Raw genomic sequence first — 19630 nt, 5'->3', positions numbered from 1 at the left:
AAAAATATTTAGGAGAAAAAAAAATGCAAGGCGGATTTCTGTTAGAGACGGTATTGCCGTTCTCTTTGTTCATAATTATGTTTGGAATGGGCTTATCTTTAACCGGTAAGGATTTTGCAAGGGTGGCATTATACCCGAAAGCCGTTATGGTAGGTCTACTGGCTCAATTGATACTCTTGCCGATTTTAGGCTTTTGCGTGGCAGTAATTTTTCATTTGGAACCTTTATTGGCCGTCGGCTTAATGGTTTTATCCTGCTGTCCGTCTGGTCCAACCTCGAATATGTATTCTTACTTGTTCCATGGAGACGTTGCGCTTTCGGTTACCTTAACGGCGCTTATCAGTATTATTAAACCTTTTACACTTCCTTTTCTAGCTTACTATTCGATGGTTTATTTTATGGGAGAAGGAAAAGCGATCAATCTACCTATCTTAAAAACTATCCTACAATTGTTTACTATCACCGTATTGCCGGTCGTGTTAGGAATGTCGGTCAAACGCTGGGCTCCGAAATTTGCGCTCGGTTTCGAAAAACCGATTAAGTATTTTTCTATGATTATTTTGTTCCTAATTATAGCGGGCATAGTTAGACAAAACTGGGAGAATATGCTCGGATTCTTTGCGCTTAGCGGCGCCGCAGCATTAACGATGAATTGTTTATGCATCATCGTCGGATTTCTTCTCGGTATTCTTCTGCGTTTGAGCCGACCTCAAGCGATTACCATCGCGTTCGAATTAGGCATACAAAACGGGACGACCGCGCTCTTAGTAACGGGAACTATCCTTATGGTTCCTACCATGACTATTGTTCCGATTACTTACAGTTTATTAATGTTTTTAACTGCTCTCATTTTCGGGCTAATTATGGTTAAACGAAATAGAGACGCCAGAGCTGCCGATCTTTCGGAAACCGTAAGTTAGCGGGTTTTAAAATCCACTATCGAATGAATGTAGATACTTATGTCGAGTTTAAAGAAAATCGGGAGCTGCGGGCCCCGATTTCGTTCGTCTCCACGATAAAAACCGGATAATAGAATCCTTTTTTGCAACAAAGGATACGGTTCTGGCTCTTATTTACCAAGCGACAGGACAACGGGTTTTACCCAATTTGTAAACGAAAGCGAAAAAGGAGCCAATATGGAAGAAACGATTAAGTCGAAAGAAACGCTCGGAAGCGTTCGAGAAATTCTTTCCAAGAAAAGTTTTGATAATCCGACGTATAAAGGTGTTCTCTATTTTATAAGAGATATTACGATCTTTGCATTTACTATCTTTCTACTTTGGAACGTGGAATCTTGGTATATTCTGCCGTTTCTCTGGATTCTCGTAGGATTATCGATATCCTCCCTCTTTATCATCGGCCATGATGCCGCGCATGGCGCTCTATTCAAAAGCGAAAGACTTTCTTATTGGATCGGGCAAATCGCGATGTTACCTTCGCTTCATGCTTATACTCAATGGGCTTACGGTCATAATAGGATCCATCACGGACATACTATTAAACTGAAAGGGGACGTCGTTTGGCACCCCGTTAGTCCGAAGCAATATAAAAGGTTCGGCTTATTACGCAAAGGATTTCATAGAATCGCATGGTCGGCATTCGGTGGAGGAATTTATTATCTCGTCGAAATTTGGCTTAAGGGAATGGTTATTTTTACCGCACCTTTAAAGGAAGCCCTCCGCGATAAAATCATCATGCTGACCTTTGCTTTCGGATCGGCTGCGGCGGTCTTTTATTTCGGCGGAAGGACGGCAAACGGTTTCGACTCTTCCTTGGGTGGCTGGTTTTTACTAAAAGTCTGGTTCCTTCCATTTTTATCCTGGAACTATTTCATCGGAATCACCGTCTACGTTCATCATATTCATTCGGAGATCCCCTGGAAGGAAGCCAAAGATTGGAGTCCTTTCTACGGACAAATGATGGGAACGATAAATTATCATATACCCGGCTTCTTGAATTTCTTTTTACACAATATCTTTCTTCATTCCCCACATCACGTTCATATGAAAATTCCTTTCTATCGATTAGGACATGCATTACAGGAAATGAAAGTTCATTACTCTTCGTTTATACTGGAGAGAAAATCGATTTTTAAGGATTATTTTCAGTCCACCTCCCGATGCAAACTGATGGATGAGAAAACAGGCTGCTGGATGACCTATAGCGAAGCGTTTAACGACGAAGATGAATCAGAGTTAAAAGCTGCGGTCAATATAAGTTAATACCTTGGCTTCTTCCCGCATGTCGATTTACAAAGGGTCCGACGTGCGGAAAGCCGATGTCCAATAAACGAATCCGATTCACGATGGACGGTTTATTTGAGTAAGGCTCTCGTCTGAATATCTCCGAAGCCGTTCGAAATACGTTCCAATCCCTTCCTTAGCACGCTTCACCTCCTTTTAATAAAGGACTCGTAATTCAAAATATTATAATATAACTCATAACCGTCCTTCTCTTATTTTCCAACCAATTTGCCATATAGGCTGCTTCCTATTCCTAAAGAGGATCAGTAATGTTCGCAACCGGTGAACGGTAGAATTCTTACAAATGAGTAGCCATTCTTAAAGACCGCTTTCCGCAGATTTCAAAAACCTCATTCAAATAAAAAGGCGCGGTCAATTCGACACCGATTCTGCAGTCGAGAATTTCAAGTTTGCGACGATTGACTTTTGTCAACTTTCTCAACTCAAGACAGCAATCTAAAAATAATCCGAGGAATGGGGATTTTCCCGATTTTAAGCAAACTCGAAATCTTTATATAAAATTAACGCAATTCGCCACTTTCCACATTCTCTCCCGCATTGACTTATTTATTAAATAATACTAATGTTCAACTCAAATGAATATTCCTGCGAATATCAAAAATCAACCTATCAGGGAAGTATTGTGAAAATTCAGACCCAGACAATCGGCTCACAGAGTCCTACATTTTTTCGAGTGAATTCGATCCGAACATTAAGATCATTTTGGATGTACATAGCGAAAGGAATACGAGGATATCTCCTGCTCACGTTCTCAATTTATAAGAAGTTAAACAAATATTTTATAAATAATATGGGTGTAAGGTCGATCCGTCTCTTTAGCGCCGTTTTATTGATGGGATCATCGTCGGTTTTTGCACAGGCGGAGAAGAAACCTGCGCCCGATACGACTACAGTAATACCGGCTATCAAAGATGCAGAGCCGATAGAAAGCAAATGGTATGATAAGGTGGAGTTTTCCGGATTTGTGGACGTTTATTATATGTATAACAATAACCCGTTACAGGGAAATTCCGTTGATACTACCCGTGCATTCGAGACTAGTAATAAAAACTTCGCAATCAATGCTGTTTCATTGGTGACTCATAAAACTGCGGAGAAATCTTCTCCTTGGGGATTCAGAGTCGATTTCCAAAACGGGCAAAACAACGCATTTCAAGAGACGCCTTACACGACATCCAATCAAATCTACAACATGAATATGTTGAAACAAGCCTATGTAAGTTTCTACTTTCCTGTCTTGAAAGGGATGACCTTGGATGTCGGAAAGATGGCGACGCATATAGGTTATGAACTTCTTGAATCGATGAACAATCCCAATTATTCGATCGGGGCAATCTTCCAGAATACGATTCCCTTCATTCATACGGGAGCGCGATTAACGACGCAAATTAATGACAACTGGTCCGGAACGGTATACCTTTATAATAGCGGACAAGGAACCGGTTATCTCGCACCTACCAGCGCGACTCTAACCGACACTACTCATAGTCCGTACGTCGAAGCTTATACCCAACACAAATCGATCGGAACTCAGATAAAAGGTCAATTGATTGAAAACAAGCTCGCAATTATATGGAACACGATTTACTCGCAAGACTTTCCTAACGGAAGAATGGACGCGACCAACTCACTCCTTGCAAATTACGCGAATACGGGAAACATCAACATTCCCGCAGATCCGGCGATTACACCTAGCCCAATCGCTCCCACCGCACCTCGCGCAAAATATAGTAAAGACTATTGGGCAATGAGTCATACTGTACTTTCAATTACTCCTACTGACCGAATTCAAATCGATTTGGATTATACCTGGAGTCAGAAAGCGGGTATCGATGCCAATGCAGGACTAAATCAGCAAAGATATAATCCGAATAACACGATTACTGCAACTAATATTGCGTTGGGTTATGTGACGCCGGAAAACGTAAAAAGCATCTATAAGGCTTATGGCATATTCTCCAAATTTAAAATCAACGAAACATGGGGAGTCAATATACGTTATGAGTATCTGGACGATAAGCTCAATAACGGAGCATTAAATACGTTCGCTCCCAATGCCTTCGGAACTAACGGCATCAATAACTATATTAGTAGTTATCAGCTAGCGAATGATACTGCCGTTGCCAATGCCATCCTCTCCGCTAATCCCCGATTGAATGCGCTCTTAAGCAGTGCTAACGGATTGCAGGCCATCGGTGCTCAGGGTTATACTTCCGCAGCTAGCTGGGTCATGGCCCAATTGAACCCGACTAACTATAAACATTATAACGGAGCGAATAATTACGGGCAATACAGAACTTTTACGGTCACACCGGTTTGGAACTTTACCGAAAATCTCTTAATAAAACTGGATATCCGACGCGACTGGTCTTTAGGTAAACAATTTGTAGATGCCCAAGGCCATAGAAGAAGCGACCAAATAGGATTTACATTAGGAGTTGTTGCTAAGTTCTAAACTCGGCACTTTCACATAGAATTAAAAAGATTTAAATCGGTAGGCCGAGATGGGCGTTACAAATAGAAAGCTCAATCGGCCGTCAGTATTCGAGGATAGGAATTCTCGGAAAACCCGGGAGAATTAAAGGTCAAGGAATTACAAGCATTCGTAAATTCAGGTAATGCGTGTTTTTCCGCATGAAGAGCGGAGTCCAAATCTCCAAGCATCTGATAGATAACGATCGCTTCACGGACATTCATTTTTGCGTTGCAGAACCTACCTAATCGAAATTCGGAGATCGACTTGAGATAGAGCAATAGCGCATAAATCCCGGTATGCTTTTCTCCGATCCTGGAAAGTATTTCGAGAGCTTGATCGTAATACTTAATTGCCCTATCGTATTTCTTAATCTTTTGTTCTAGACTGCCCAACGCCATGTATTTTTTAGCAAGCTCCAGATCGGTTCCGGGAATATATTCATAGAATATTTCGCTACCTTTTGAAGCTTCCAACTCCGCTTCTGCATATAAATCTATATAGGCGATCATGCAAAATGTGAACAGTAAAATGAACCTCATAACTCCTTCTCGCAGTTTATGCGTCTCGAAAGGATCGGACGCATACTAGTTAAAATATACTTTAACGGAAAAAGAAAGTATATTTGATTTCACGTAAGTAAACCCGATTTTAGCGTAAAGATTTCGTTAAGATCGGATATTGCCGATTATGTAACGAGATTCTTCATTTTATTTTTAGGGATATCTGCCCTATTTGACGCCAGTAATTCATGAGAAAAATCACCCTACGCGGGTTAACAATCGGCTTCCTGCCGAATTCGTGATCATAAAAATTTAACCCAATCGTAAATCATTGATAAACAATAACCGAAAAAAGGGAATTTATTCATGCATATCATGCGAGACATACATAAAAGCAGTTATAGAAAGAGGAACGTTGTAATTCGAATCCTAATTTCATTCCTTTTTATAATATTGCCTAACCAACTAATTGCGAAAGGACTACAAATGAATGAAGAAAAGGAATTACTAAGTCGGTGTGAAGAAAAATTCAATTTTAAACAAACTGAAGAAGCTCTTTCGCTCTGTAGCAAGGCCATAATTATTGATCCGACCGACGAAAATGCCTATAATCTCCGAGGCTGGGTTAAAGTTTATAAAAATCAATTTCCCGAAGCTGTCCTCGACTTTTCTTCTGCGATCAAAATAAATTCGAAGAATTGGAACTCCTTCTTTAGACGAAGTTATGCTTATTACTCTCTGGGAGAATATGAAAAATCTCTTTTAGATATTAATAGTTCGATCCAACTCAATCCGAATCACTTTGATTCCTATTTCTTAAGATCGATGATTTACGAATCTCAAAAAAAATATTCGGACGCATTGGCAGATATCAACGCTTGTTTATATAAAGATGCGAATTCCGACGAAGCGCTTATCCAAAGAGGACGTCTTTACCTTAAATTCAATAGATCTGCTGATGCATTGAAAGACTTTGATAGAGTGATAACATTCATAAACCCCAAAAATCCAATAGCCTTCTATTATAGAGGGTTAATTCGAGCATCGTATAAGCAACCGCAACTTACCGAACAGGCTTGCGACGATTTCAGGCAAGCCGTCAAATTAGGAAATGAAGGAGCACAAAACGCGATACTGGAATATTGCTCATATAATCCGAACTATTAATCATTCTTAACATTTTATAAGCCTACGATAGAATTTTCACTTCAACAATTTCGAGCGTGCCGTCTATTGTAAATCCCGTGCTCGCACGATTTATTGATCGAAAGTATTGCAAACGCAGCCTGGCCGAGTTACCGACCGAAACCGGTCTTTTGTGATTAATTCGCGCCGAAGATAGAGTTAAATATCGATCGCTTTTATTAAATCTCTCTGTCGCTATTTTTTCTTTTTGAGTGATTAAGAGAATATAAAATTCTTAATGGTATTTAAGAACCTCTCGTAAAACGAAAACAGCAGGGTTATTACAGTGGAAAACGTCAATTGGGATGAAATCGAACTCATAGTATTATTGATTCGCTCTGGAAGAGTCTCCGCCCTACTCCTGGAAAAAGAATTAAATCTAATGAACCTGTCCGTTCCGCAGGCAAGCATCATCGCCAGTATCTATAAATGGGGGGATATGAGTGCAACGGATCTTTGTAAGCTAACAATGAGAGACAAAGCAAATTTAAGCGCACTCCTAAAAAAGCTTGAGAAAAGCGGACATATTCGGACCGAAAAAAATTCGAAGGACGGGAGACGATCGAATTTAACGCTTACGCAAAAAGGTAGAAAAGATGCGCAAAAAGTCAAAAAGATACAGGAAAACGTTTCCAAATATATAGAGACCAAGTCCGAGCATATTTCGAATATCCGCAAATTCCTAAAATCCGTGATATTAGAATCCGAAGAAAATTAAGAAAAGACTTGCAAAATACTGACAAGATTATGAGCATTAAATAGTTAGTATGCGAACTAACTATTTAATGCTCAGAGAGCAATAAAACATAATCTAAAAAACGGCAGGAATTTTGCAATGGCAGATCTTTTATCATCGACTTCGGATATGGATAAAGCGGAACTACAATCTTTAGTTGCGAAGTTTGTAAAAGGAGGAGACGAGCAAAACGTGGAAATTCTCGATGATGTCCTTCATCCGGATTATCGAATCACGTTTGCATTTCCGGGGGAAACGAAAGTCACGATTTTGAACCGCGAGGTTTATTTACAAATGCTTCGCGACAAGAAATTAGGAGGACGGAAACGGGATACTACGATCGAAGACATTTCGATTCGAGGAAATGTAGCCGTTGTTCGTGCTAAACTTCAAAGTCCGGTCATGAGATTTAATATCTTCTTTTCGTTTATCAATACTGGTTCGGGCTGGAAGTTAATATCCGATCTACCGTTTGCCGAAATGATAGGATGAAATTTATCTCGCGTAAAATTTGAGGAAATCCGCAGATAGCAAATCCAAGCGGCGATGAAATAGAAAGATTTGGGATAGGCTTCGGGTGAAAACGCTTATTGAATATGCATTGCCGCATTCGAAAGTAAAAAAAAGACGTTTATTCGAAATCTCAGCTTAATCGATTTTCGTTAAGAATATCCGAACTCGGTTTTTCATATCAAGACTGAGGAGTCCTTATATTTAGCTGTATAGTCGGCTAGATCCGTTCGATTTAATAGAATTAATATCAGACTCGTTCAAGATATAGCATTGGATCGCTCGGAAACAAGTAAAAATCGAAACAACCCGTCGATCCATTGAATTACGATGACTCCATTTATTACCTGAGATCATTGCAAATCCTCGTTTCGAAATCAAAGATCCATAAAAAAGATCTTGAAAATTAGTCGGAGGAAAGGATTAATGCTTCTCCGAACATTATATTTTTCATTTATTAAAATATAATAGATGGGTTTATGAAAAAAATAATTAAACTACTAAGCTTTTCCTTAATATTCAACTTGCTTTTCGCCTGCAATAAAGTTCCGGTTTCCGCCGCAATTGCATTTGCACCCGAGGTCCCGCCTCCTTTAAATCGAAACGTTTCGGATGTAATCGTAAAATTAGAAACTAAGGAAGTAGTTAAACAACTAGCTCCGGGAGTTGATTACACATTCTGGACATTCGGGGGGAATGTCCCTGGCCCTTTCATTCGTTTGAAGGAAGGGGACAATGTGGAATTTCATCTCAGTAACCATCCATCGAGTAAGATGCCCCATAATATCGATCTGCATGCCGTCATGGGCCCGGGAGGAGGCGCCGGCGCTTCCTTTACAGCACCGGGGCGCACAAGCATTTTTAAATTCAAAGCATTAAGAGCCGGTCTATACGTTTATCACTGCGCCACTGCTCCAGTAGGAATGCATATCGCAAACGGAATGTACGGATTGGTTTTCGTGGAACCTTCGGATGGATTGCCAAAGGTCGATAAAGAATATTATATTATGCAAAGTGAATTCTATACGAAAGGTAAGACGGGCGAAAGAGGTTTGCAGCCCTTCGATATGGAAAAGGCATTAAAAGAGCAACCGGAATATATCGTATTTAATGGGAGCGTGGGCGCTAATATCGACGATAGGGCGATCAAAGTTCGAAAAGGAGAAAAAGTAAGATTGTTCGTAGGAAACGCCGGACCGAATTTAGTATCGTCGTTTCATATAATTGGACAAATTTTTGATTCGGTTTTTCCCGAAGCCTCGATGGGAAGTTCTACAAAGAACATTCAAACGACTCTTATTCCGGCAGGCGGAGCTTCCATCGTAGAGTTCGAAGCAAAAGTTCCGGGAACTTATATTTTAGTCGATCATTCCATTTTCAGAGCTTTTAATAAAGGAGCATTAGCACATTTAAAAGTGGAAGGCGATACGGAAGAACAAATTTTTTCCGGCAAAATATCCGATCTCGTCTATCTACCCGAAGGAGGTGCCGTCCAAAGTATGGGTGACGTTCAGAAACCCGCTTTAGTCACCCTAAAGCAAAAGATGGAGCAAGGTAAAAACGTTTTCGAACATAACTGCGCGGCCTGCCATCAAATCAATGCGAAAGGAATCCCGGGAGTCTTTCCTCCTTTAGAGAATTCAGATTTCCTCAACGCCGACAAATCAAGAGCCGCTAGAATTGTTAAAAAAGGGTTTTCGGGTCAAATCAAAGTAAACGGAGAGACCTATAACGGAACAATGCCCGCTTTAGGTTTAAGCGACGAAGACATAGCAAGCGTTCTCACATATCTATTCAATTCGTTTAATAATAAAGGCGGAGCAATCACACCTGAAGAAGTGTCTAGAATCAAGTAATCGGATGCGCAGCCTCAGTGTAATCGGAATAGTACTATTTTGCAGTCTATCGATCCAAGCTAGGGATGATAAAATGGTCAAAATCTCCGCAGGTTTTTTTCTTCCGTTTTTGACGTCCGAAAAGGAAAAGCCGATTTTAGTTAAAGAATTTTTAATGGATTCCGATTCGGTAACCAACGCGGAGTTCGCCGAATTCTTAGAGAAAAACCCAGCTTGGAAGAAAGGTTCAGCAAAATCTTCCTTCGTCGACGACATGTATTTAAACGACTTTGAAGAAAAAAGAATTAAATACCCCGGATATTCCGTGGTAAATATTAGCTGGTTTGCCGCTAGAGCATACTGCAACTGGAAAGGGAAAAGACTTCCTACAACATCCGAATGGGAGAGAATCGCCCAGTCAGAATTAAACGATAAATCTAAGCAACAGATTCTAAAGAAAATTTTAGACTGGTATGCCGAGCCCGCGAAAACCGTCGATTCAAAGTCCTTTAAAAGTTACACTGACCGTTATGGAGTCCGGGATCTGTTCGGAAATGTATGGGAATGGGTAGAGGATTTTAATTCATTTTCAAGCAGCATCTTTTCCGATCGAGAAGGCGCCGCGAGAGGATCCTTTTGCGCGAGCGGAACCGCAACCGTAAAGGACAAGACGGATTATGCAAGTTTTATGAGATACGCGTATCGTAATTCATTAAAAGCTAAATACTCGGCGTCGAATCTTGGATTTCGTTGCGCAAAAAATATAGAACCATGAAACGCACTATTATAATTCTTTTATATTTCCTCGTTTTCCTAAAATGTTCTCAAAAGCGGGAATTAGGGCCGGTAATCGGATCGCTAACGGATCTGAACTCCGTCTGGGAAACCGATCAAGGAAAGAGCGTTACATTTCATAAATTTATCGGAGAAAAATTCATTTTAAGCGTTTTTTATACTTCATGCAAGACCGTATGCCCGTTGGTTGTCCGAAATCTAAAAGAAATGGATCAAAATCGAACGTTTCTAAATGAAAAGATCGTTCTGGTGGACATCGACGCGAAAGACAAAACGACTGATTTAGAGAATTTTCGGAAAAGGGAGGAATTAAACGATCGCTGGATTTTAATTCACGGCAAAGAGCCTGATATCCGCGAGTTAGCAGCCGTTCTGGATATAAATTATAGATCAAACGGATCCGAAATCGAACATACAATCGGTAAATTCGAGGTATCCGAAGACGGACAAATTAGAAAAATCATCGAAAAGAAACCGGTCCTAGAATAACTAATATCGATTACTATCCAAAGTTTCGATTACGCCTGGAATTCCTCCACCTTTCTTTGCAATGAGGTACTTAACTCTTTACATTCTTTAGTTTGATCGGCAGACGCTGAAGCCTGTTGCGAAATAAAGGAATTAAAAGACTGTATTTTATCTAACAATATTCTTATTTCTCCCAATCCTTTCTTTTCTTCCTCCGTTGCATTCCGAATTACTTCCGCAATTTGATCCACTTTTCCGTGTGCGGAAGAAACCGTGTTTATTGCTTCGGATTGAATGCCTAAAATGGAGACGAACTTATTTAAACTTTCCCGGACAGAGTCGACATCGGATAAAATTAAGGAGATCGTTTTGGTTCCGGTTTGGACAATTTCAGTGTTTTTAGACATTTCCTCTGTTCCATTCTTAACCAGGCGAAAAATTTCTTTGATCGTTCTTCCGGTTTGATCGGCTAACTTTGAAATTTCATCCGCCACCACTGCAAAACCTCTTCCGTGTTCTCCCGCTCTCGCAGCCTCAATTGATGCGTTTAACGCCAATAGATTTACTTTATCTGCGATATCGGTGATTGTGCCTAATTTTGCAGCCGTCTCCGACGAGCTGGTTTCGATTCTCTCGATAGACTTTTCGATGGCCTGTAAACTTTTTTCGGATTCTCTGGCATGGTTCCAGGTAGTTTCAAATAAATTCTTAGTGGAAAGCAACTGGTCTTTCATTTTACCGAAGCTTTCTTCGAGATTTTGGAAAGAGGAGCCGAGGGCCTGAGTCGCTTGAATTTGAGTAAGCGCAGATGCGGAAATGTTCATTATAGAATCTGAAATTTCGTTCACGCCTGAATTGATTTCCGACAAACTATTTGCCTGATCCGTCGTTTTTTCTGCAACGAAACCGGAACTGATTACCAAATTTTCTAGAATTTGGTTAACGGATTGCGATCTATCTCGGACCTCGGCTTGAATTGAATGATTGCTTTTTCTTAAATCACTTAGAGCTAATAGACTTTCGGCTTGGTTCATGAATTCCTTTTTGAACCGAACAGCGTAGTAGATCAAAATACCAGTTTCAAATATCACAAATATTGCATGAGTAAAAACTATATCCCAACCATATCCGTAATTGAAGATTACGAGGGGAATATCGAAAATTTTCGCATTAATACTCTGACAGTAGGAAAGTAGTCCATGATGCACGGCGATGTACAGTGCACCGGGCAAAAGCGCTTTCCAATCCCTATAGAGCAGTAGAAAAGCGAGTGCTCCGAAAATATGAAAATGCATTTCTATACTTCCGTATTGCGATTGTATCAGAACCGCCGACCAAAGCATGATTAGGACCGAATTTAGCAGCCGCAGTAGATAATGCCCTCGCAATAGTAGAAAGCCGATAGTCGCAGATACGGTAATGACTATTGAAGAAACCGCTACAAATTTCCAAGATCCAAACTTTATGGAAAATAAGAATACGACAGGTATATGAGCTAATAGTAATATATAGAAAAAACGATCAACTTTCTTAATTTCGCGGTCGAATTGAGTTTGCGCGATTAAATAGAAAGTGCTACTGTCGGATGATTGCATATTTCGCCTCGGATGGTATTATTTTAGTGACGCTAGTTTTTTAAATTCGGAACTAAATGTATTACTTTGCGAAAAATTCGGAAAAAGACTTTTTATCTTCGCTTCTTCGTTAACCCAGAACATGACGTCTAGATGTTCTATTTCGAAAGTGGTCGGATTCCTAATGATTCGATTTCCAAAGACACTTGCTAACTGAAATGACTTCTCGGAAGTATCCGGCTTTAAAATTCGTATTCTTCGCGGTGGAGTATCCGGAAAGTAATTCCGCCAACTATCCAGAGATTCATTTTCTGGATCCAGGCTGATTAAGACGATTTGCAAAGATTCGCTTTTGGATTCGTTCAGAATTTTTTTGAATTTCGAAACAGCGCCGTGGCAAACCGACTTACAATTTAGATAACCGAAATATACGAAACTCTGTTTTCCAAAAAAGATAGAATTCTCGCGGGTTTTCGGTTGGCTCTGATTTTCAAAGAAAATAGGGTCTAAAACCACTTCTCGATCAAAATGAGAATAGGAAGAAAAAGAATAAATGTGAAAGGCGATTAACGGAATGATTGAACCGATTATTCCCAAAGTCAATTTCGTAATCTCTAATTTCCCTACTTTTTCTTCCGGCTTCAAACTAGAATTCCTTTCTAAAATCTTATAGACGAAATTCTTTTCCTCAAAGCAAAATATTTCCTGAAAATTATAAAAATGAAATAAATCAAAATCTGTCAAATATATGTGATGAAACGGATCAATTCTCCAGAATTGTCACAATTTTGAGCCAACCGCCGTTTATCGCTTCTGCGAAGAATACTAAGTCGATTATCTTCCGCTTCACAATCTGTAATTAACCGGACCCTTTGACCAGAACTTAGTCAAAAATTGTCAGGCAGCATGTGCCGTTTCATCTCGAACGCCTCTGAACGGTTTTTCCTCGGAAGTGAATACTGCTTTAATCAATCGAATACTCGAATCAGTTTAATGTAGCAATTGAAACACGCCTTTCCATCTTTTGGGAGCAATGTTCCGATCCTAAAGACTTATCGAACGATAAAGGAAATTACGGGTCGCCTTGAATCTGAAATGAGCAATTCATAAACTGAAAATTTTGAAATATAGAAAAGACCACCTTTGAGAGTGATCCCTCGATCTTCTCATTATTCGGAGAAAATCGATATTTACTTAAAAATATCCGTGTTCGATTTTTCGGATCTCTCGAACACAAAATACACATTATTTTAGTCTAATGTAGATCGTCTTTAAAAATACCTTTGCACAAAACCGATATCCACGGAATCCGCCATCCGATGTCCATATTCCACAAAATGATCGATATATTCAACTTTATCCAGCTCGTTTTCATTATCGTGAAGTATAGTATCAAATCTATGAAAGCGCAGGTTCTCGTTCAGTTTTGCTAAATACTGTGCGGCAAGTACTTGATCAATCGTTGATTCGGCCCGAGCTTGAAATGGGTATTTAAATATTTGGCCTAAGAAATCGGTTTTGGATGCTTCCGAGTAGCTTACTAAAGTGTCCTTATTTCCGGTCCCAAGAGATAAAATGACAGTTCCCTCTTCATACCAGCGATTCGCCAAAATCTCCGTAAGAATGTAATGAATAGTATTGTTGTTGATACCTTGTCCACCGTCTTGAAATACTCCTCCCTCGACTCTTTTGCTAGAACCGTCGGGAAGAAAATCCGTCCATTGAAAATTGGGAACATTGATTTTTCCAAAATAATAGGCAGCAGAGAGAGCCGACCATGAAATTACTTCATAGAGCGAATGAGTACCATCATACGTATCCCAGGACTTTAAGAAATGAGTTCTTTGAGAACAAAGATTAAATGAAGTGGCCATAAAGCGAGTCTTCAAGTCCTTCATAAATAATGTTTCCAAAGGTTTGCCGTCGAAGGTTTTTGTGCTTTTGATTTGCTCGATAAATGGATTTCGATCGTACTTTCCTCTAAGCCAGTTTCCCGGATTCCATCGGGTTCTAGGAGAGAACAAGTCAGCTCCCTTTTTAATATATAGATCTGCAATCGCTTGCGCTGGAACTCCTGCTGCGATAGCACCTCCGATAATCGCTCCGGTAGAAGAGCCTGTTATGAGGTCGAATGATTCGGACAACGTAGCCTGCTTCACTTCTTTAAGGAGAGCCTCTAGTTTTACGAGGACCAAAGCAGGCATGATACCTAATATTCCGCCACCATCAATTTGTAATATTCGTTTCATATAATACCTTAAGTTTCTTAGAGTCGAAGTTGGTGTGAATTACGTCTTTCAAATCAAAGTCGCCAAGACGGTCATTTCTCTACATATTTACGTTTCTTGCAATGAAGAAAAATACCTAGGTCTATATAAAAATATAACGACGAAAATTTTCTCTCTTGCAGTGATCGGAGTTATCGATTACTATTCTCGGATTTTTAAAAATACGAACAGGTTAAGAAAGAATACTAATCGGAACTTTTCTCCTACAAGATTTCGTAATATATTTAAAGATTTCTTCTTTAATCAACTGAAATCTACTATTGCGGAGATCTTTAACGGAAGGTTATTAGGATTCTAAAGAGCTAATACTAAAAATTACGCTGGAAGAATAATTTCGTTAAATGCAGAAGCTGGTAACATTGAGGAACCCCAGGACTCGAATGTCCCGCCTTGCAGCATTGCCTTCGCTAAACTTTGGACATCCGACGCGTAGCTCGCTGCCGATTGGAAGGCTAGATCGTTCTTCGCGTTTTGTGCATTCAGCGAGTTGATTTGCGTGTTTAGGGTATTGATTGCTGTATTATACGATTTATGAAACGAATCTTCGTTCGTTCGATTCTCTGTAAGAACCGAGTTCGCATCCCAGTTTTGGAATAGATTTCCTCCGCTCGCTATCTTGATCGTCGACGGAGCTCCTATATAAACGTTTTGGTTCGTTTTCGTCGCTTCGTAGTCGCTTGAGTTCGTTGCATCTCCGCCTGCTTTTAATTTGGCGTGGCCGTCTTCGATTGCTGTCGTATACGTTATATTCCCGTAGCTATCCACAACCGCGTTCTTACCAAGTGACGAGGCTATCTGGTTTACCGCGTTTTGTTTCGTTGTTATTGCTTGGTCGTTCAGCCGGCTCTCTAACGCTACGTTGCCTGCTCCAATCAACGATTGCTGGAATATTATTGTAATTAGGAGGGTTAGGGCCGCGCCCTTTGGGCCGGGCTGCTTCGGGTTCGGGCAGTCGCCCTCATCCAACACGCTCTCTTTTGTTAGCTTACCTTTCATTTATCTATCCGTGTTGGACAAAGCCCTGCGCATCCCTCGCGGGGGGAGTAGTATGAAATTCCTATTATTCCAATTTCTCATAATATCCTGCGCAATCACAACCAATGCCTTTATAATAAGCTTTATTTCCTTCAATTCTATAAATTGATTCTATAATTGGAAAGGAGAACATATGTTTTTTTTCATTTTCGGATTTAGTCGGATCATCGATTTCCACAATCCGATACATGTATGTACACCTTCCAACGATTTGAAATATTGCCTTTATTTTATATGATTCCGACTTTTCATCATAAAGAAAACTAAAGGAACCATTGTTTATCAATATTGTCGAATCAGCTCTATTCTGTACGAAAGATTTAAACTTACCTTTGTAAAAGTTAAAGCATTCTTTATCACTTGGCAAACGAATATTCTCTTGTGAAGCTTTTATCGGACCAATCACTACCAATAATATTAAAATAATATACTGAATTTTCATAACTTAGTCATTCCTGGATTTGCATAATCCCACTCAGCTCCAGTTTATTACCTAAACGAATCGAAACTTTAACCCTCTACCAGGGCCTTCGACCTACGTTATTTTCTTTCGCACGCTTTATTATTTTGCCAGTTTTTAAGTCTATCGTCACGTAAGAACCGTCCATTTTAAATAAATCTGTTCCATCATTCTGAATGCTGACATAAGGATTATTTTCATCCGCCTCTAAATCCGGCTCAATGCGCCAGATTTCTTCGCCAGATTTATTAATAGCCAATACATTTAAATCTATTTTACTATTTACATCATATTCAAGGAGAACAATAATCAATGTATTAGTCTTCACTATTCCTTCGATCGGTCGAGGAAACTCCTTAATAACTTTTCGACCAATTAATACCTTGTTATTTTCAAAAGAGACCTTGCTCACTTGAGTCTTCTTGAATTTGTATAGCTACCTTTTTCGATTGGCTTTCAATTCTGTTGCGTTCGATATTGATACCAATTACTTCGGATAATTAGCTTAAAAATAAGGTCAATGATGTTCACTCCTCATTTCGCTTAATATATTTAATAAATTATACATTTTATTTGTAAAGTCTGGTTCATCAACGTGAGCTCCCAAAGTATCTGCAATTCCTTTCGACTCTTGATCAATCCAATTCAATGAATCAATATCATTCTCCATTATCGCCAACTTAATCCGATTAAGGACCATTAAATCTCTAAGAAAACCCTTTTCTGAGTAGGATGCTTTATACTCATTTATTTTTTGATTAATATAATTGTAAAGATCTAAGGCTTCCTTTAATTTTTGGTCATTAACTATTTTTGTTTTTTTGGCCATGTCATCGGTTCCTTTTTAATCCATTCTTTTGGTACGACAGGAAAATAAATCTGCTCTTTCCCGCCGTAGTAATAAGTTTTCGGTACTTGCCCAGCAGCAGGTCCTCTGTAGCCAAAAACTCCTTCATCTTTTGGGATCGTAAACGATTCAATGATAGTCCCATCATTCCAATCTTTTTTTACGGCAGCTTCTCGACGCCACGTCGCTTTGCTGTCCGGTTTTTCTTTTACCCACCAGACCGACCTTGAATCAGGATCTCTTACTCCGTAGTAAGTTTCCCCCGGCATTCCGACAAATCGTTCAACTTTTCCATTTTTGAAATTCGGTATCTCTTTGTCCGGTAATGGCACTTGACCGTGAATCGTTTTAAGAGTTGTGGGAGAAGGAATGTCAAAACCTACTTTTCCTTTTTCTCCTGTAGAGGCAGATATTCGGAACTTATTAATGTCGCCTTCATTTATTGGATCAAGCCCAAGTTTCCTCATTTGTGCAGCTTCGTCAGGGGTTACGGAAGTATCTCGCGGAGTAGACGGTTCTCCTAATGCACTCTTAACTAATTCGTGTAACCCGGCTATGCCAGAAGCGGCAGCACTGCCGATAGCGGACCAGAGACCAAAACCTCCTCCTCCACCGGATCCACTTCCGCCGTGCAAAAGTTCAGTCTTGTCCGGTAATCCCGAAACAGAACAGCCCCCCTTATTATGAACCAGTACCCCGTCTTTACCTACGAAATACGTGTGATTCTCTTCTACTTCAAAGTTATATACCTTCGTCTTCTCGTAGACTTCTTCTATCTTAGAAATCCCAACCGTTCCACGAATCTCGTCCTTCCAAGTCGCTGAGTTGGAATTCGTGGACTGGCTTCCGATCGATGCAAGAGAAGCTCCAATCTGTATTCCTGAACTTCTCTCAATACGAGACGAGTTCCGTATACTCGCAACCGTGACCGATCTTTCTTCCGGCTGAATGTTTCGAACTTCTGTAAATCCCTTACCTCGAATAAAGAAAGGGTGGTTCCAAGTTGTATTGATTACGTTTCCGTTAGTATAAGTGATTCTATGAACGATAGGCGTTTCATTCGAGAAGAGTCGAGATACCTTCTTATACGATAACTCTCCCGTTTTAGGATCTAACGATAATACTAAATCCCCAATCTCGATTTTCTCGATAGGCTTTAAGCCTTCTTTAGTCCGAATGAGTGTCCCTGCCGTAAAACAAGTCCGCTGGACATACTTTCCATTCTTATCTATAAACCCATTGCTATCACTCGCACCTAAACCCGTACTACCAAGAAAGCTACCCACTACATCCTGAGTCGTTCTTCCCAACCAAGTAGATGCAGAGCTAGGATCGGTTAGAAACTCTCCCGCTTTAGCAAGAGTCGCCAAGACTCCATGCTGATCTGCTGCACTCGCATTCTCATTGTTTAAGATCTCTTTCTGAGGTTCATTCCCCGTTTCTGCTATGGCATTTCTACCGGCCTCTAACTCTGCACGTCCGGCAGTTAAATTCTCGTCAGCCTTACCCATCGCAAGGTTCTGGTTCAGATCACTATTAAAGTTATCGTTCACACTCAGGTTACCGAAACTACTAGGATTGTGCACGTTCCCCGTCGCTGACACTACGGTAGCGTTTCTATACGTGGCGGCTACTGTCGTATTTCCCTTACCATCTATCGTTACGGAACCACCTACTCCGCTAGATTCATCCGATTCCTGGATTGTTAAGCTAGGTCCGCTATGCTGGCCTAGATTCACCATCGCTCCGGTATTCTGGCCAGGTGTTAGATTCACACTACCGCTAAACCCTGATTGCGGGTTATAGCTTACATTGCCATACGTCCCGCCTATATTAAAGCTACTGCTTCCATGTTGCGAAAAACTGACTCCTGCATTCAGAGACGATGATCCTAATCCTACACTTCCTCCGAATCCTCCCGAGTAGCTATACGATACGCTTACGTTCACTCCGAACTGTCTCGCATACCCCGTTGCTGCCCCACTCGCCGCTCCTACAAGCGCTCCTTCCATTCCTCCGTTCTGGTAGCCTTGTACTGCTTGCAATGCTGCCTGCCCTACTGCCATCATCTCCGGGCCTGCTATAAAAGACGCCGCTATACTTGCTACTGTCACGAGTCCTGACGTGATCTCCTGTGTTCTAGCCTTGGCTTTTGCTTTCTTGTCTGCCTGCTTCTTTTCAAACCAGCTTACGAGTTGGCTTGCCATGTCAGGGCTCATCCCGGTTGCATTTGCAATCGCTGTCGCCATTGCAGCATTCACTTTATCCTGGATCTGGCCTTTAGCCCAGGACTCGAATGTCCCGCCTTGCAGCATTGCCTTCGCTAAGCTTTGTACATCCGATGCATAGCTTGCTGCCGATTGGGCCGCTGCTTGGAAGGCTAGATCGTTCTTCGCGTTCTGTGCGTTCAGCGAGTTGATTTGCGTGTTTAAGGTTTTGATTGCTGTATTATACGATTTATGAAACGAATCTTCGTTCGTTCGATTCTCTGTAAGAACCGAGTTCGCATCCCAGTTTTGGAACAAATCTCCTGCACTCGCTATCTTGATCGTCGACGGAGCTCCTATATAAACGTTTTGGTTCGTTTTCGTCGCTTCGTAGTCGCTTGAGTTCGTTGCATCTCCGCCTGCTTTTAATTTGGCGTGGCCGTCTTCGAT

17 protein-coding genes and 1 pseudogene are annotated in these 19630 nt (G+C 40.6%); 9 read left to right on the top strand and 9 right to left on the bottom strand.

Annotation, left to right across the window (positions count from 1 at the left end; translation table 11 throughout):
* The first annotated feature begins 23 nt into the window (after positions 1-23).
* From LEP1GSC050_RS17070 to LEP1GSC050_RS17060, 3 genes are all read left to right on the top strand, one after another.
* Entirely contained in the window at positions 24-920 is an 897-nt protein-coding gene (locus LEP1GSC050_RS17070) for a bile acid:sodium symporter family protein (protein WP_010568969.1), read from the top strand.
* Positions 921-1136: 216 nt separating this feature from the next.
* Positions 1137-2222, top strand: coding sequence for a fatty acid desaturase (locus LEP1GSC050_RS17065; protein ID WP_010568968.1), 1086 nt, complete (start codon positions 1137-1139; stop codon positions 2220-2222).
* Between the two features lie 832 nt (positions 2223-3054).
* On the top strand, positions 3055-4719 hold the full coding sequence (locus LEP1GSC050_RS17060; protein WP_040911892.1) for an outer membrane beta-barrel protein: 1665 nt from the start codon (positions 3055-3057) through the stop codon (positions 4717-4719).
* Positions 4720-4790: 71 nt separating this feature from the next.
* On the opposite strand, the gene LEP1GSC050_RS17055 is transcribed toward LEP1GSC050_RS17060, so the two are convergent.
* Entirely contained in the window at positions 4791-5279 is a 489-nt protein-coding gene (locus LEP1GSC050_RS17055; RefSeq protein WP_010568966.1) for a tetratricopeptide repeat protein, read from the bottom strand.
* 447 nt (positions 5280-5726) lie between these two features.
* Between LEP1GSC050_RS17055 and LEP1GSC050_RS17050 the strand changes: the two genes are divergently transcribed.
* The 6 genes from LEP1GSC050_RS17050 (at position 5727) to LEP1GSC050_RS17025 (ending at position 10790) form a co-directional block, all read left to right on the top strand.
* The gene (locus tag LEP1GSC050_RS17050; RefSeq protein ID WP_198012861.1) at positions 5727-6407 is read left to right on the top strand and encodes a tetratricopeptide repeat protein; all 681 of its coding nucleotides are present in this window, start codon (positions 5727-5729) and stop codon (positions 6405-6407) included.
* Positions 6408-6711: 304 nt separating this feature from the next.
* A complete protein-coding gene (locus LEP1GSC050_RS17045) occupies positions 6712-7143 on the top strand; it encodes a MarR family winged helix-turn-helix transcriptional regulator (RefSeq protein ID WP_010568964.1) in 432 nt (143 codons plus the stop codon).
* A gap of 117 nt (positions 7144-7260) precedes the next feature.
* Positions 7261-7653, top strand: coding sequence for a nuclear transport factor 2 family protein (locus LEP1GSC050_RS17040; RefSeq protein WP_010568963.1), 393 nt, complete (start codon positions 7261-7263; stop codon positions 7651-7653).
* Between the two features lie 497 nt (positions 7654-8150).
* Positions 8151-9527, top strand: a complete 1377-nt coding sequence (gene nirK / locus LEP1GSC050_RS17035) for a copper-containing nitrite reductase (RefSeq protein WP_010568962.1) — start codon at positions 8151-8153, stop codon at positions 9525-9527.
* Between the two features lie 73 nt (positions 9528-9600).
* Positions 9601-10281: a formylglycine-generating enzyme family protein gene (locus LEP1GSC050_RS17030; RefSeq protein WP_010568961.1), complete on the top strand. Its 681-nt coding sequence runs from the start codon at positions 9601-9603 to the stop codon at positions 10279-10281.
* On the top strand, positions 10278-10790 hold the full coding sequence (locus LEP1GSC050_RS17025) for an SCO family protein (RefSeq protein ID WP_010568960.1): 513 nt from the start codon (positions 10278-10280) through the stop codon (positions 10788-10790). The genes LEP1GSC050_RS17030 and LEP1GSC050_RS17025 overlap by 4 nt, the downstream gene beginning before the upstream one ends.
* A 29-nt stretch (positions 10791-10819) precedes the next feature.
* Here the strand turns inward: LEP1GSC050_RS17025 and LEP1GSC050_RS17020 are convergent, their stop codons facing one another.
* The 8 genes and pseudogenes from LEP1GSC050_RS17020 to LEP1GSC050_RS16980 all read right to left on the bottom strand — a co-directional run.
* The gene (locus tag LEP1GSC050_RS17020; RefSeq protein WP_010568959.1) at positions 10820-12364 is read right to left on the bottom strand and encodes a methyl-accepting chemotaxis protein; all 1545 of its coding nucleotides are present in this window, start codon (positions 12362-12364) and stop codon (positions 10820-10822) included.
* Positions 12365-12382: 18 nt separating this feature from the next.
* On the bottom strand, positions 12383-12988 hold the full coding sequence (locus LEP1GSC050_RS17015) for an SCO family protein (protein WP_156896024.1): 606 nt from the start codon (positions 12986-12988) through the stop codon (positions 12383-12385).
* A 626-nt stretch (positions 12989-13614) separates the two neighbouring features.
* On the bottom strand, positions 13615-14592 hold the full coding sequence (locus LEP1GSC050_RS17010; protein WP_084695349.1) for a patatin-like phospholipase family protein: 978 nt from the start codon (positions 14590-14592) through the stop codon (positions 13615-13617).
* 408 nt (positions 14593-15000) lie between these two features.
* A pseudogene (locus LEP1GSC050_RS17000) lies at positions 15001-15627 on the bottom strand (TIGR04388 family protein); the annotation flags it as partial.
* Between the two features lie 64 nt (positions 15628-15691).
* Entirely contained in the window at positions 15692-16108 is a 417-nt protein-coding gene (locus LEP1GSC050_RS16995) for a hypothetical protein (protein ID WP_010568954.1), read from the bottom strand.
* A 76-nt stretch (positions 16109-16184) separates the two neighbouring features.
* The gene (locus LEP1GSC050_RS16990) at positions 16185-16538 is read right to left on the bottom strand and encodes a hypothetical protein (protein WP_010568953.1); all 354 of its coding nucleotides are present in this window, start codon (positions 16536-16538) and stop codon (positions 16185-16187) included.
* A 105-nt stretch (positions 16539-16643) separates the two neighbouring features.
* Positions 16644-16955 carry a hypothetical protein gene (locus LEP1GSC050_RS16985; protein ID WP_010568952.1) on the bottom strand — a complete coding sequence of 104 codons (312 nt, stop codon included), beginning with the start codon at positions 16953-16955 and terminating at the stop codon, positions 16644-16646.
* Positions 16934-19630, bottom strand: a 2697-nt coding sequence (locus tag LEP1GSC050_RS16980) for a TIGR04388 family protein (RefSeq protein WP_020987815.1), incomplete at its 5' end; no start/stop codon positions are given. The genes LEP1GSC050_RS16980 and LEP1GSC050_RS16985, both read right to left, overlap by 22 nt.

It is taken from the genome of Leptospira broomii serovar Hurstbridge str. 5399 (genome assembly GCF_000243715.2).
GTDB classification, from domain to species: domain Bacteria; phylum Spirochaetota; class Leptospiria; order Leptospirales; family Leptospiraceae; genus Leptospira_B; species Leptospira_B broomii.
Note: the sequence above shows the minus strand (reverse complement) of the source record. Positions and strands in the feature narration are given on the sequence as shown.

What these genes read in the sequence shown, in the direction of transcription:
- LEP1GSC050_RS17040 (WP_010568963.1), top strand. Translation starts at nt 7,261, where the DNA reads ATGGCAGATCTTTTATCATCGACTTCGGATATGGATAAAGCGGAACTA.
- LEP1GSC050_RS17050 (WP_198012861.1), top strand. Translation starts at nt 5,727, where the DNA reads ATGAATGAAGAAAAGGAATTACTAAGTCGGTGTGAAGAAAAATTCAAT.
- LEP1GSC050_RS17020 (WP_010568959.1), bottom strand. Translation starts at nt 12,364, where the DNA reads ATGCAATCATCCGACAGTAGCACTTTCTATTTAATCGCGCAAACTCAA.
- nirK (WP_010568962.1), top strand. Translation starts at nt 8,151, where the DNA reads ATGAAAAAAATAATTAAACTACTAAGCTTTTCCTTAATATTCAACTTG.
- LEP1GSC050_RS17060 (WP_040911892.1), top strand. Translation starts at nt 3,055, where the DNA reads ATGGGTGTAAGGTCGATCCGTCTCTTTAGCGCCGTTTTATTGATGGGA.
- LEP1GSC050_RS17025 (WP_010568960.1), top strand. Translation starts at nt 10,278, where the DNA reads ATGAAACGCACTATTATAATTCTTTTATATTTCCTCGTTTTCCTAAAA.
- LEP1GSC050_RS17010 (WP_084695349.1), bottom strand. Translation starts at nt 14,592, where the DNA reads ATGAAACGAATATTACAAATTGATGGTGGCGGAATATTAGGTATCATG.
- LEP1GSC050_RS17070 (WP_010568969.1), top strand. Translation starts at nt 24, where the DNA reads ATGCAAGGCGGATTTCTGTTAGAGACGGTATTGCCGTTCTCTTTGTTC.
- LEP1GSC050_RS17055 (WP_010568966.1), bottom strand. Translation starts at nt 5,279, where the DNA reads ATGAGGTTCATTTTACTGTTCACATTTTGCATGATCGCCTATATAGAT.
- LEP1GSC050_RS17030 (WP_010568961.1), top strand. Translation starts at nt 9,601, where the DNA reads ATGGTCAAAATCTCCGCAGGTTTTTTTCTTCCGTTTTTGACGTCCGAA.
- LEP1GSC050_RS16985 (WP_010568952.1), bottom strand. Translation starts at nt 16,955, where the DNA reads ATGGCCAAAAAAACAAAAATAGTTAATGACCAAAAATTAAAGGAAGCC.
- LEP1GSC050_RS17065 (WP_010568968.1), top strand. Translation starts at nt 1,137, where the DNA reads ATGGAAGAAACGATTAAGTCGAAAGAAACGCTCGGAAGCGTTCGAGAA.
- LEP1GSC050_RS16995 (WP_010568954.1), bottom strand. Translation starts at nt 16,108, where the DNA reads ATGAAAATTCAGTATATTATTTTAATATTATTGGTAGTGATTGGTCCG.